Origin of the sequence: Changchengzhania lutea, from assembly GCF_006974145.1 — a bacterium.
GTDB lineage: Bacteria > Bacteroidota > Bacteroidia > Flavobacteriales > Flavobacteriaceae > Changchengzhania > Changchengzhania lutea.
Genome location: NZ_CP039456.1, coordinates 3,015,324 through 3,029,226, shown reverse-complemented (window position 1 = coordinate 3,029,226; position 13,903 = coordinate 3,015,324). Strand labels below are relative to the sequence as shown.

Annotated in this window: 13 protein-coding genes; 8 read left to right on the top strand and 5 right to left on the bottom strand. The window is 34.9% G+C overall.

Annotated elements, in window-relative coordinates; genetic code table 11:
• Nucleotides 1–177: 177 nt before the first annotated feature.
• Together FAF07_RS13555 and FAF07_RS13550 are read left to right on the top strand one after the other, a co-directional pair.
• Nucleotides 178–1,935, top strand: coding sequence for an ABC transporter ATP-binding protein (locus FAF07_RS13555; RefSeq protein WP_142785616.1), 1,758 nt, complete (start codon nt 178–180; stop codon nt 1,933–1,935).
• Between the two features lie 157 nt (nt 1,936–2,092).
• Nucleotides 2,093–2,476, top strand: coding sequence for a PUR family DNA/RNA-binding protein (locus FAF07_RS13550; RefSeq protein ID WP_142785615.1), 384 nt, complete (start codon nt 2,093–2,095; stop codon nt 2,474–2,476).
• Between the two features lie 56 nt (nt 2,477–2,532).
• Here FAF07_RS13550 and FAF07_RS13545 read toward each other — a convergent pair whose 3' ends face one another.
• Nucleotides 2,533–2,868, bottom strand: coding sequence for a tRNA-binding protein (locus tag FAF07_RS13545; RefSeq protein ID WP_142785614.1), 336 nt, complete (start codon nt 2,866–2,868; stop codon nt 2,533–2,535).
• 342 nt (nt 2,869–3,210) lie between these two features.
• On the opposite strand from FAF07_RS13545, the gene FAF07_RS13540 reads away from it, so the two are divergent.
• Nucleotides 3,211–3,768 (top strand): thioredoxin family protein, encoded by a 558-nt coding sequence (locus tag FAF07_RS13540; protein ID WP_142785613.1) that lies wholly within the window; start codon nt 3,211–3,213, stop codon nt 3,766–3,768.
• Here FAF07_RS13540 and FAF07_RS13535 read toward each other — a convergent pair.
• The 4 genes from FAF07_RS13535 to FAF07_RS13520 form a co-directional block, all read right to left on the bottom strand.
• Nucleotides 3,765–4,247: a GNAT family N-acetyltransferase gene (locus tag FAF07_RS13535; protein ID WP_142785612.1), complete on the bottom strand. Its 483-nt coding sequence runs from the start codon at nt 4,245–4,247 to the stop codon at nt 3,765–3,767. The two genes, FAF07_RS13540 and FAF07_RS13535, sit on opposite strands and share 4 nt — an antisense overlap.
• A gap of 50 nt (nt 4,248–4,297) precedes the next feature.
• Nucleotides 4,298–5,935 carry a lipocalin-like domain-containing protein gene (locus tag FAF07_RS13530; protein WP_142785611.1) on the bottom strand — a complete coding sequence of 546 codons (1,638 nt, stop codon included), beginning with the start codon at nt 5,933–5,935 and terminating at the stop codon, nt 4,298–4,300.
• A gap of 171 nt (nt 5,936–6,106) precedes the next feature.
• Entirely contained in the window at nt 6,107–7,039 is a 933-nt protein-coding gene (locus tag FAF07_RS13525) for a peptidylprolyl isomerase (protein ID WP_142785610.1), read from the bottom strand.
• 360 nt (nt 7,040–7,399) lie between these two features.
• Nucleotides 7,400–9,604 carry a RecQ family ATP-dependent DNA helicase gene (locus FAF07_RS13520; protein WP_142785609.1) on the bottom strand — a complete coding sequence of 735 codons (2,205 nt, stop codon included), beginning with the start codon at nt 9,602–9,604 and terminating at the stop codon, nt 7,400–7,402.
• A 194-nt stretch (nt 9,605–9,798) separates the two neighbouring features.
• Between FAF07_RS13520 and FAF07_RS13515 the strand changes: the two genes are divergently transcribed.
• The 5 genes from FAF07_RS13515 (at nt 9,799) to FAF07_RS13495 (ending at nt 13,890) form a co-directional block, all read left to right on the top strand.
• Nucleotides 9,799–10,764 (top strand): KpsF/GutQ family sugar-phosphate isomerase, encoded by a 966-nt coding sequence (locus FAF07_RS13515; RefSeq protein ID WP_142785607.1) that lies wholly within the window; start codon nt 9,799–9,801, stop codon nt 10,762–10,764.
• Nucleotides 10,764–11,588 (top strand): twin-arginine translocase subunit TatC, encoded by an 825-nt coding sequence (gene tatC, locus FAF07_RS13510; RefSeq protein ID WP_142785605.1) that lies wholly within the window; start codon nt 10,764–10,766, stop codon nt 11,586–11,588. The genes FAF07_RS13515 and tatC overlap by 1 nt, the downstream gene beginning before the upstream one ends.
• Nucleotides 11,581–11,928: a carboxymuconolactone decarboxylase family protein gene (locus tag FAF07_RS13505; RefSeq protein ID WP_142785603.1), complete on the top strand. Its 348-nt coding sequence runs from the start codon at nt 11,581–11,583 to the stop codon at nt 11,926–11,928. The genes tatC and FAF07_RS13505 overlap by 8 nt, the downstream gene beginning before the upstream one ends.
• Nucleotides 11,929–11,950: 22 nt before the next feature.
• Entirely contained in the window at nt 11,951–12,691 is a 741-nt protein-coding gene (gene lptB, locus FAF07_RS13500) for an LPS export ABC transporter ATP-binding protein (protein ID WP_142785602.1), read from the top strand.
• A 335-nt stretch (nt 12,692–13,026) separates the two neighbouring features.
• Nucleotides 13,027–13,890 (top strand): SPFH domain-containing protein, encoded by an 864-nt coding sequence (locus tag FAF07_RS13495; protein ID WP_142785600.1) that lies wholly within the window; start codon nt 13,027–13,029, stop codon nt 13,888–13,890.
• Nucleotides 13,891–13,903: the final 13 nt, after the last annotated feature.

Genomic DNA, 13,903 nt, shown 5'->3' with positions numbered 1-13,903 from the left:
GAGCCGCAAAAATAATACTATTTTAAAAAATACCTTCCATTAAAAGCAGAATATTTTATCTATAATTTAGGCTATATTTAACAGTGATGGAAATGTTGAAAATGCCGATTATTGTTTTAAACCTGTATCTTTGCGTTCTTTAATACCGCATAAAGCCTCAATGATTATTATCGAGATATGAAGGAACTTAAACATCTAAATAAATACTTTCTAAAATATAAAGCACACCTTGTTATTGGTATCATTATTACCATTGTAGCTAGAATATTTCTATTATTTACACCACGCTATGTCAAGGAAATTTTTGTAGTAGTTGAAAAATATAAAAACGGCCCTGGCGGAAATATTAAAGGCGAACTTGCCGAAATTATTTTCTACATTATTGGGGCCGCCATTATTGCCGGAATATTAACATTTTTTATGCGCCAGACCATCATCAACGTGTCGCGCTATATTGAATTCGATTTAAAAAACGAGGTGTATGAACAATATCAAAAACTGTCTTTAAATTTTTATAAAAAGAACAGAACTGGCGATTTAATGAACAGAATAAGCGAAGATGTTGGTCGGGTGCGCATGTATGCTGGTCCCGCCATTATGTACAGTATTAATACCGTCACGCTTTTTGTTATTGCATTAATATACATGTTTAGGGAAGCGCCCCTATTGACAGTTTACACCATAGTCCCACTACCCATTCTTTCACTTGCCATCTATAAATTAAGTAAGGAAATACATAAGCGAAGTACCGTTGTACAAGAATACTTATCTAAACTATCCACTTATACACAAGAGTCTTTTAGCGGTATCTCGGTTATTAAAGCCTACGGTATAGAGCCACTTACGTCCAAAAATTTTGATACACTCTCCGCTACTAGTAAGGCAAAGCAAATCAGTTTAGTAAAAGTGCAAGCCTGGTTTTTTCCAATGATGATTTTAGTAATTGGTGTGAGTAATTTATTGGTTATTTACATAGGCGGGATGCAATATATTAACGGTGAGATTGAAAGTTTAGGAACAATTGCCGAATTTGTAATTTACGTAAATATGTTAACATGGCCAGTAGCCACGGTAGGCTGGGTGACTTCCATTGTGCAGCAAGCCGAAGCCTCACAGAAGCGTATAAATGAATTTCTAAAACTTGAACCAGAAATAAAAAATACGGCACAAACCCACACAGACATTACTGGTGATATTCGTTTTGAAAATGTAAAATTTACTTATGACGATACTAATATCACTGCTTTAAATGGTATAAGTTTTAGTATTAAGGAAGGTGAAACATTAGCTATTTTAGGAAAGACTGGCTCTGGAAAATCCACTATTTTAGATTTAATAGGTCGCCTTTATGATATTGATGAAGGTCATATTGTAATAAACAATTTACCAATTCAAGACCACAATTTAACCGATTTACGTAATAGCATTGGCTATGTGCCACAGGATGCATTTCTGTTTTCAGACAGTATTAAAAATAATATCAAGTTTGGTAAGGAAGACGCCACAGATGCTGAAGTAATTGAAGCGGCAAAAAATGCTCAAGTTCATAAAAATATTATAGATTTCAATAAGGGTTACGATACCGTTTTAGGTGAACGCGGTATTACGCTTTCTGGTGGGCAGAAACAACGTGTATCTATAGCTAGAGCCATTATAAAAGCACCAAAAATTTTATTGTTTGATGATTGCTTATCAGCAGTGGATACAGAAACCGAAGAGAAAATACTAAAAAAATTAAATAAACTCACCAAGGGAAAAACCACTATAATAGTGGGCCATAGAGTCTCTTCAGCTAAAAATGCTGATAAAATCATTGTTTTAGATAATGGTAAAATTGTGCAGAAAGGCACGCATGAATCCCTTATTAATGAGGATGGCTACTACCAACATTTGTATTTAAAACAATCTAGCGAAACCCCTTCGAGTAGCTCATAATCTATATTTCTTCAGTTGTAATTCTTTTATTAAAATACGCATACTTTAAAATAAAATTCAATATTAACAAAAGAAACTTCTCAAATTGTTGCTTTGTAAGTGTTTTTTTTAGATTTTTGGTACAGATAACCTTAACAAAATAAATTACACCACAACTATGAACAATAATGATATGATGGAGAAAGAGGAGATATTTTCAAAAGTATTGCGTGCAGGTAGGCGTACATATTTCTTTGATGTAAGAGCAACAAAAGCAGAAGATTATTATCTTACCATTACTGAGAGTAAAAAGTTTACAAACGACGACGGATCGTTTCATTATAAAAAACATAAAATTTACATTTACAAAGAAGACTTTTCTGAATTTAAAGAAATCTTAGCCGAAATGACCGATTACATTATTAATGAAAAAGGTGATGAAGTAATTAGTGAGCGTCATCAAAAAGATTTCAAAAAAGAATACGATGATACACCTAAAGTTACTGAAGATGAATTAAAAACTCCAGAGAGTTTCACAGATATCGATTTCGACGATATTTAGTATTAATACATTATAAAAAACCGCTAGTTAGCGGTTTTTTTAATTTAGTGAAAATGCTAATTAACCGAACTGCCATTTTTAACCGGTTCTTCAGGCTTTAAAAGCATCACATCTTTTTTGTTTACAGCGCCTACTACCAAACATTCACTCATAAAATTGGCAATCTGTTTTTTGGGAAAATTTACAACCGCCACAATTTGTCTATGCAATAAGTCCTCCTTTTTGTACAGCGATGTTATTTGAGCTGAGGATTTTTTAATACCTAATGCTCCAAAATCAATAGTAAGCTGGTAGGATGGGTTTCGCGCTTTAGGAAAATCTAAGACTTCTATTATCGTTCCTACGCGCAGATCAACCTTCGTAAAATCGTCAAAAGTAATGGTATCGGTCATCTCATGGAATTTAATTAACGTGAGTTCGATATATTATTCATTGATAATTAGGGATTTAAGCATTTTAATAAAGAAACTATGTCATTCCGACCGAGGTACGAGGAGGAATCTCATCCTTCTGTGATATCTCGTCGCTCATGCTTCGCTCAGTCGATATGACAAAACCCTGTCTATCAATAACATAAATACTACTCATCTGTTTAAGTTTATATTGAGTTCACGTTAATTATAAAATGTTATTGAAAATGTCATGTAAAATAATCTTATATAAAAAAGCCATTTTTTAAACATTTCATTTTTTAAAAATACAAATTATAACGTACTTTGAATAAAAATAAAATTATGGCTCGTACTCCATCAAATATGCTACCATTGGGAAATACCGCTCCATCCTTCAGCTTGATAGATACCATTAGTAATAATGAATTATCACTAAAAAACGGTAAAGGAGATAAAGGCACGGTGATTATGTTTATTTGCAACCACTGCCCTTTTGTAATTCATGTGAATAGTGAACTAGTAAAATTAGCGCATGATTATTCGAAAAAAGGTATTGGCTTTATTGCCATTTCAAGTAATGATGCTATAAATTATCCGCAAGATGGTCCAGAATTAATGACCATTCACGCTAAAGCAGAACATTACCCCTTCCCCTATTTGTATGATGAAGACCAAAGTGTAGCAAAAGCCTACGATGCGGCGTGCACGCCTGATTTATATGTTTTCGATTCGGATTTAAAATTGGTCTATCGTGGTCAACTTGACGATTCAAGACCTGGAAATGGCATTCCTGTTACTGGTAAAGACATTAGACATGCTGTTGATTGTTTAATTGATGAAAAAGAAAATTTAAACCCGCAGAAACCAAGTATAGGTTGCAATATCAAATGGAAAAATTAGAATTGTAATTGCCAAAAACCAACATCTAACCATATATCAAACTTATAACCAACTTCTTTAAAGTGGGCTACTTTTTTAAAACCGAATTTTTCATGAAGGTTTACACTAGCATCGTTAGGCAGCGTTAAAGCACCAAGTGCACTGTGATATTGTTCTTGCTCCAATAATTCCAGCAATTTTGCGTAAAGTTTTGTTCCAATCTGTTTCCCATGAAGACCATGTTTAACATAAACCGTAGTTTCTACCGTTTTCTTGTACGCAGGTTTTGGCCGCCATTTACTACCATAGGCATACCCTAAAATATCATGGTCTTCTTCAAATACGATAAAGGGATAATGGGATAAAATGTCAGTCATCTTAACTTTAAAAGCCGATAAGGACAAGGGTTCTATATCGAATGTCAAAATGGTATTTAAAACATAATAGTTGTAGATATTTAATAATTGTGGTGCATCTTTAATAGTTACTAACCTTATCATATTTTGCAATTACGATCTACTTATACAAATTAACTCAAAAAAACGCACTCCTATTGTTTAATAAATTTTATGAGCTCTTGGGTATTATTAGAACGGACGCTTAGAAAATAAAGACCAGATGCAAATGAACTCGTATTAATTTCCAAATTTTTTGTACTGGCAAAGTCTTGAGAAAATATGGATTTCCCATTCAAATTAATAATATCGTAAGTCCCTGAATTTATTACCTCTGAAAATGTAATATACATGTTATCCTGAACTGGATTGGGATAGAACCGTAATAAGTTTTTGCTTAAGTCTTGGCTTGAAAAAGTTGCAGAAGACGCCGACGTACTTATAACTTCAGAGTTTAAGGTATTATCAACAGAGTAGGCTTTAACTTTAAACCAAACGTCGTCGCCAGTAGTTAATCCGCTGCCATCCCATGTGTAGGATGTTACCGTTAATCCCGTAGCAATTGGTGTAAAAGTGGCTTGATTGTCAATACTGTATTCCAAATCGTATGTTACTGGTCTTCCTTCATCTGGATTATTAAGGGTCCATGTAATTGGTGATGTTGGATTATATGTACCTCCCGAAGGTGATGACATACTAACATCTGGATCAAAATAATCATGCAATAATTCCGCAAAACCAACACCAGTAACTGCAACGCCATTATCTGTACCAGAAACAGAAACTGAACCTTCAAAAAAGCGAAATGCTATCAAACTGATATCGACTTCGGTTGTGGTATGATTCGCCGTAATAACCAAATCTAAATTTTTAGATGCCGACGTTAATCGCCATTTTTTTGAGTAACTTTTAGCATCATCAGTTGTTGTAAAATACTCTAATCGTTCTATTTCAAAGTCACTGGTAACATATTGCGTACTTTCATTTTCATCTACGTAGGCAGATAACATGACATAATTAGAATTGTTAGGAATTTGTCTGGCTGCATTAAAAACATTCCAAAAATTTAAATCGGTTCCATTGCTTAACTGAATACTAAACCATTCATAATCTTCGCCTGTAAACGGATTAAAATCGCCATACTGTCTATCAATCCACGCATTCCCGCTAACGGTCTCTGTAGTTCCATTTAATGTAAAATCCCCTGTTAAAGCGTTACCCGTTTGGGAATAATAGTATGTATAATTATCTAGTCCTTGATCAAAAAACCCATCACCACCCACAATTAGCGGTCGCTTGGTTGTTACCAACTCGACATCTAAGGTTATCGCTGAGCTGGATGCAAATAGCTCATATTCAAAAGCGATTGGATTTCCTGCATTCATTTTGTTTTTCCATGACTCGACAACGGGTAAGAAAAAAGATGATTCCGTTTGAATATTTACATTTGTTTCTGACAGCAATGTATAATTAACCGGTTGCGTGTCCTGAAAAAACTCCCCAGTAGCCTCATCCGTTACATTCAAAATCCTAAAGCCGTCAAAACCACTTTGCGGATAATAGAAATACGTGAGCATAAAACTGTATACGTTTCCAGAGGTATCACCCGTAAATGAGCCGGATGTATACCACCACTCAACAGGATCTGCTGTATGGCGTCCTTCATCAACTGGGAATGCAATTTCACTTGCAGGCGTCGTGCTAGGCGTATAGGGATATACTTTCCAATCTTGTGAATATGCGAATAGCGATAGTAAGGTTACTAATATGGATAGCGTCGTTTTATAATTCATGGATTCCGATTTAGAGCATAAATCTAATTCTAAAACCAGTTTATGACAAAAAATTAAGATGATTAACTAAATAAATACTACAAATGGCACTACAAATAAAAAATCCACTATACTATAAAAACAAAAAAGCACCTGACTGACAGGTGCTTAATAAATTTATTTTATGAAAATTTAATCTACATTGACAAGTTCTACATCAAATATCAAAGTAGCGTCTGGAGGAATCACACCACCAGCACCTCTGCTACCGTAACCTAAATGGCTTGGAATGACAAAACGTGCTTTATCACCTACTTTTAATAATTGAATGCCTTCATCCCAACCAGAAATAACTTGACCTGAGCCTAACTGAAAATCAATAGGTTCGTTACGCTTATAAGATGAATCAAAAACAGTTCCGTCTGACAATTGCCCTTTATAGTGAACAGACACCGTTTTTCCAGCTTGTGCATCTGTACCATTTCCTTTTTGAAGAATTTGATAACGCAATCCGCTATCTGTTTTTTTAAAACCTGATGCCAATTTCTCTAATTCTACTTCTGCAGCTTGTTTAGATTCAGCTAATTTTTGTTCTCTTGAACCTTCAAAGGTTCTAAAGGCTTCTACAGCATTATACTTTTCAGCATCAACGCCTTGACGAATAATATCAATGCTTTCAATATTGTCACCTTGCTGGATAGCATCAACGACATCCTGTCCTTCTATGACTTTTCCAAAAACAGTGTGCTTGTTATCTAACCAAGGTGTTTCAATATGCGTGATAAAAAACTGACTTCCATTAGTTCCAGGGCCTGCATTAGCCATAGATAGTATACCTGGTGCGTCGTGTTTTAAATTAGGATGAAATTCATCATCAAATTGGTACCCTGGATTTCCAGAGCCAGAACCTTGTGGGCAACCACCTTGAACCATAAAATCTGGAATGACTCTGTGGAATTTTAAACCATCATAATATGGTGTGCCTTGAGGCTTTACCGAATTCTCTAAATTACCTTCTGCCAAAGCAACAAAGTTACCAACTGTTCCTGGTGTTTTTTTATATTCTAAGGCTACTAAAATGGCTCCTTTTGTTGTATTAAATTTTGCGTATATACCGTCTTGCATTGTTTTGTTTTTTTAAATCCCGTGTGCTTTTGGGAGTGCAAAGATATAAAAGTAAGTTAAAACAGTAATGGCTTAAGCGCTAGAAATTTTAAAATTTACATTTACGATTTGTAACGAAGTCACTGGTTTTTAACAGAATGGAAGTCACTTTAAAATGACTAGTTGTTTTTTTGTAGACGATATTATTTGATAAGCCCTAATAGGGTGTAATGCTGTGCCTTGGCAGAAAGGTTGTGTTAGGGATTGAGGCTTTGTTGGAGCTCTTTTTTTGTTTTTCTCAAAAAAAGCGACTGCCGAAAGCCCGACCATCCCGATAGTTATCGGGATGGTAACGCCCAAATTTTTAAGATGTGTTTAAATTTAATTAGCAACCTCACTGATGAATTTGATACGATAGAGTCTGAGTTCTTCATCATCGTAATCGCCATCAAATTCATCAATAGCGGTATCAATGTTATCCGTTTGGGATTCCATAAAATACTCATGGATTTCTTCTTGCTGATCTTCATCTAAAATATCCTGAATCCAATAATCTATATTGAGTTTGGTGCCTGAATAGACAATCATTTCCATCTCCTTAATTAAATCTGGCATCTTCATTCTTTTGGAAGATGCTATATCGTCAAGGGGCAATTTTCGATCTATATTTTGAATGATATATAGCTTATTTGCCGAATTGCTCCCTGTTGATTTCACTACTAAATCGTCGGGTCTGGTGATGTCATTTTCATCTACATATTTAGAAATCAATGCCGCAAAATCCTTTCCGTACTTTTTAGCCTTTCCTTCTCCAACACCATGCACATGGGCTAACTCGGAAACATTAATAGGATATTTAAGTGCCATGTCCTCTAAAGAGGGATCTTGAAAAATAACAAATGGAGGTACGCCTAATTTTTTGGCATTCTTTTTTCTCAGATCTTTTAACATGCCCATTAGCATCTCATCTGCCACCGCACCACTACCTTTCTCTGCGGTAATGATTGAGCCATCTTCTTGTGCACCATCAAATAGATGATCTTCCGTCATCATAAAAGACACTGGTTTTTCAATAAATGCTTTTCCAGAATCGGTAAGCTTTATAACACCGTAAGTTTCAATATCTTTTTTAAGATAGCCAGCTACTAGGACTTGCCGCAACAGTGCCATCCAATATTTGTTATCCTCGTGTTTTCCGTTTCCAAAAAAGGGTTGCTCATTTGTTTTATGAGAATTGATTAAGGCATTTTCTTTACCGATTATAACATTTACAAGGTCTTTAGACTTATATTTTTCATGAGTATTCTGTATGATTTCTAAAAGCGATTTAACATTCTCTTTGGCCTCGTTTTGTTTCTTCGGATGCCTAATGTTATCGTCCATCTCCCCGCCTTCACCTGTTTCATTATCAAATGCTTCTCCAAAATAATGTAAAATAAATTTACGTCTAGAGATAGACGTTTCTGCAAATGCCACTACTTCTTGTAATAGAGCATGCCCTATTTCTTGTTCTGCAACGGGTTTGCCAGACATAAATTTTTCAAGCTTCTCAATGTCTTTATAGGCATAAAATGCTAAACAATGCCCTTCACCACCATCACGTCCTGCCCTACCAGTTTCCTGATAATAACTTTCTATACTTTTAGGAATATCATGATGAATAACAAAGCGCACATCGGGCTTATCAATGCCCATACCAAAGGCGATGGTAGCCACCACCACATCGACATCCTCCATTAAGAATTTATCTTGATGACTCGATCGTGTTTTGGCATCTAAACCAGCATGATAAGGTACGGCCTTAATACCGTTAACTTGGAGTACTTGCGCCAGTTCTTCTACACGTTTTCTACTTAAACAATAAATAATGCCTGATTTTCCTTCGTTTTGTTTTACAAATCGAATGATGTCTGCATCAACATCTTTTGTTTTTGGACGAACTTCATAATATAAGTTGGGTCTATTAAAAGAGGCTTTAAATGTTGTAGCCCCATGAATACCCAAGTTCTTAATAATGTCTTCCTGTACTTTAGGAGTCGCCGTTGCCGTAAGTGCTATGATAGGAATATCATCTCCAATCCTGCCAATAATATGCCGCAAATTTCGATACTCTGGTCTAAAATCATGACCCCATTCGCTAATGCAATGGGCCTCATCAATGGCTAGAAAAGACACTTTTACAGAGCGCAAAAATTCAACATTCTCTTCTTTTGTTAATGATTCTGGTGCTACATAAAGTAGCTTGGTCACACCATTGGTAATATCTTCTTTAACCTGTTTAACCTCTGTTTTATTAAGTGAAGAATTTAAAACGTGTGCCACGCCTTCTTCTTTTGAAATACCACGAATCGCATCCACTTGGTTTTTCATTAAAGCTATTAGAGGCGAGACTACTATGGCCGTGCCTTCTTGCATTAATGCTGGCAATTGATAGCAAAGCGATTTTCCACCGCCCGTTGGCATAATAACAAATGTATTATTACGTGCTACCAGGCTTTCAATAACGGGTTTTTGAAGTCCTTTGAATTTACTAAATCCAAAATATTTTTTTAGCGAAGCATGCAGGTCACTTTTTGCTGTTAACATGAATTATTTAAAAATTAATTTACTTATTTAATACGCACTAAATATTTGAATTGATACTGATTAATTTAGCGCAGTATTTAGAGAACCCTCATATTTTTTTCGTTAGTTTTGTAACGAATTTTTGAATTGTAATTTTGATTAAGTTTAAAGGTAATAAAATCTTTAAAAGCATCAACTAAAAAAAATGATAAATTTTGAATAGTAAAGATTCCATTATTAATGTTGCCAAACAAACCATTGAATTGGAAAGTAAAGCCATTTTTAATTTATCTAGCTTAGTTAATCACCATTTCGCTGAGGCTGTAGAGCTTATATACCATTCTAAAGGACGCGTCATTATCACGGGTATTGGTAAAAGTGCCATAATTGCCAACAAAATTGTTGCTACTTTAAATTCTACAGGCACACCCGCTATATTTATGCATGCTGCAGATGCCATTCACGGTGACTTAGGTCTTATTCTTGAAGACGATGTAGTAATCTGTATTTCAAAAAGTGGTAATACACCCGAAATAAAAGTCTTGGTACCGCTTATTAAAAGTGCAAAAAATAAAATTATAGCCATTACTGGTAATACAGAATCATTTTTGGGGCAACACGCAGATTATATTTTGAATGCTTATGTTGAAAAAGAAGCCTGCCCCAATAATCTGGCCCCCACAACAAGTACCACTGCACAATTAGTATTAGGCGATGCCCTAGCGGTATGCCTATTAGAGTTACGTGGTTTTTCAAGCAAAGATTTTGCTAAATACCATCCAGGAGGTGCCTTAGGGAAAAAATTATATTTACGTGTTCATAATATTTCATCGGTTAATGAAAAACCTCAAGTAAATGGTAGTACCAGTATTAAAAATGTGATTATAGAGATTACAGAAAAGATGCTCGGAGTCACCGCAGTTGTTGAAAACGGAGACATTGTAGGCATCATTACGGATGGCGATTTACGTAGAATGCTTACCAAAGTGGATGATTTTTCCAAATTAACCGCAAAGGATATTATGAGTGCCAACCCAAAGCGCATTCAAAATGAGGCTATGGCTGTGGATGCTATGGAGCTTATGGAAATCAACGATATTTCGCAGCTTTTGGTTGAAGAAAATGGTAAATATGCTGGGGTTGTTCATATTCATGATTTAATAAAAGAAGGGATTATATAATGGCGACAAAAGATATAAATGAGATGTCTTTTTTAGATCATCTTGAAGATTTAAGATGGCATTTAATTCGGATTTGTTTGGCTGTAGTTATTGTAGCAACATTTGCTTTTATTTTTAGCAGGTTTATTTTTGATGCTATTATTTTTGCTCCATTGGAAATGAATTTCCCAACCTATCATTTTTTATGTAGTGTAGCAAATTTTATAGGTGTCAATACCACATTTTGTGCTGAAGAAATGCCTATGATTATCCAAAACCGTACGATGGCCGGACAGTTTTCGGCAGATATATGGACTGCTATTTTAGCAGGCTTCATCATAGCATTTCCATACATTATATACCAACTCTGGAAATTTATTAGCCCAGGGCTGCATTCAAACGAGCGCAGACATTCTCGTGGTTTTATCATAATTTCATCCTTGTTGTTTTTTATTGGTGTATTATTTGGATACTATATTGTAACGCCTTTATCTCTTAATTTTTTAGCGAATTATAGTATTTCAAAAGTTGTAGATAATCAAATTGATATCAGTTCATATATCGCTTTGGTTCGGTCTTCCGCTTTAGCATCAGGATTAATTTTTGAATTACCCATCATCGTCTATTTTTTAACTAAAATAGGCTTAGTAACACCAGAATTCTTAAAGACCTATCGAAAATATGCTTTGGTCATTGTATTAATTCTTTCGGCAATTATAACGCCTCCAGATATTGCAAGTCAAGTTATTGTAGCCATCCCCATTTTGATATTATATCAAGTGAGTATTTATATTTCAAAAGTTGTAGTTAGAAATCAGAAAATAAAAGAAAAACAACATGTCTGATATTGTTAATGAGTTTAACGACTATCGTTCTAAAATGAATGATAAAATTTTGGCAGATAACAATAAAGTTATCAAACGCATCTTTAATTTAGATACCAACGCTTTCGCGGAAGGTGCCTTAGATGTCAAAACAAAAGAGCTGCTCGGATTAGTGGCATCGGCCGTGTTACGTTGCGATGACTGTATTAAATACCATATGGAAACCAGCTATAAATTGGGTTTAAATAAAGAAGAAGTTGTTGAAGCTTTAAGTATTGCCACCCTAGTTGGCGGTACTATTGTTATTCCTCATTTACGTCGCGCCTATGAGTTTTGGGATGCTTTAGAAGCCAATAATTAAATAAATATTACGTTATTGCAATATGATTTTAAGAGCCGAAAATTTGATGAAGTCCTATAGCGGACGAAAAGTGGTAAAAGATGTTTCCCTTGAAGTAAAACAAGGGGAAATTGTGGGACTTTTGGGACCTAATGGTGCGGGGAAAACAACATCATTTTATATGATTGTTGGTTTAATTAAACCCAACGGGGGCTCTATTTATTTGGACAATCAAGACATTACAAAGTACCCCATGTATAAGCGTGCCCAGAACGGTATTGGTTATTTGGCTCAAGAAGCTTCGGTGTTTCGAAAATTAAGTATTGAAGATAATATTTTAAGCGTATTACAATTGACCAAGCTTAGCAAGAAAGAGCAACAGGACAAAATGGAATCGCTTATTGAAGAATTTGGTTTAGGTCATATTAGAAAAAGTAGAGGCGATTTATTATCTGGTGGGGAGCGCCGACGTACAGAAATTGCCCGTGCTTTAGCTACAGATCCAAGTTTTATTTTATTAGATGAACCTTTTGCTGGTGTCGACCCTGTTGCCGTAGAGGATATTCAGCGTATTGTAGCGCAACTCACCAAAAAGAATATTGGTATTTTAATTACCGATCACAACGTACAGGAAACCTTGGCCATTACAGATAGAACCTATTTAATGTTTGAAGGCAGTATTCTAAAAGCTGGGAAACCTGAAGAACTGGCCAATGATGAGATGGTACGAAAGGTGTATTTAGGTCAAAACTTTGAACTTCGGAAAAAGAAGATTCGAGAGTAGGCACTTTTTCATTCTTTCTGAAAAAGACTTAAAATACTAGCCTTATACTCATTATCACTCTAAAAAACCTATGGTATGCTACCATGGTTTTCAAACTTTTCAGGAGAACATAACTACATCAAGACAAAATGACTAATTATAGAACTCAGTATTGTAATTACCTTCTACTGTGTTTCATTTAGCTTTCCTTCTGCACTATAACCCAAAACAACAATTCCAAAAAACACAAAATTTTATTCATTCCAAAAAATAATGACATTTTTTTGGAACGCTATATAATTATTTCATATCTTTATAATATCAATATGATATCATTTTAAATAACATTACTAATTATGAAAGACGAGAAAATAATAGTCCCACTAAACGGATACCTTATGTTGTTCATCATTTTAAGTATCATCATCTCTGGTATATTGCTTATTTTTTTTACCGAATCCGTGACATACACTTTGTTTTTATTACTAGTTGTATTTTTTATATTACCCGGGTTTATTATGGTGCAACCTAATAATTCTAGAGTATTGTTACTCTTTGGAAAATACATTGGCACGGTTAAAAAGAATGGCTTGTTTTGGATCTTGCCTTTTTATTCCAAGAAGAAAATTTCATTACGGGCAAGTAATTTTGATAGTGAACGTTTAAAGGTTAATGACAAAATGGGCAATCCCATTATGATCAGTACCATTTTAGTATGGCGCGTAAGAGACACCTATAAAGCAGCGTTTGAGGTTGACAATTACGAAAATTTTGTGCGTGTGCAAACTGATGCCGCCGTTAGAAAACTTGCTAGCATGTATCCTTATGATAATTTTGCCGATGAAGGCCTTACGGAAGATATTACTTTACGTTCCAGTATAAATGAAGTAAGTGAAGCCCTGGAAAAAGAAATTCAGGAACGATTGGATACTGCTGGTATTGAAGTTCTTGAAGCTAGAATAGGTTATTTAGCTTACGCACAGGAAATTGCAAACGCCATGTTAAAACGCCAACAGGCTACTGCTATTGTTGCTGCTAGACACAAAATTGTTGAAGGTGCCGTAAGCATGGTTGAAATGGCACTTGATGAATTGGATAAAAAAGATATTATTGATTTAGACGAAGAACGCAAAGCAGCTATGGTCAGCAATCTTCTAGTAATACTTTGTAGCGATAAAGATGCGGCGCCCGTAGTAAATGCAGGCACATTAAATCATTAATTGTTAAAATTAC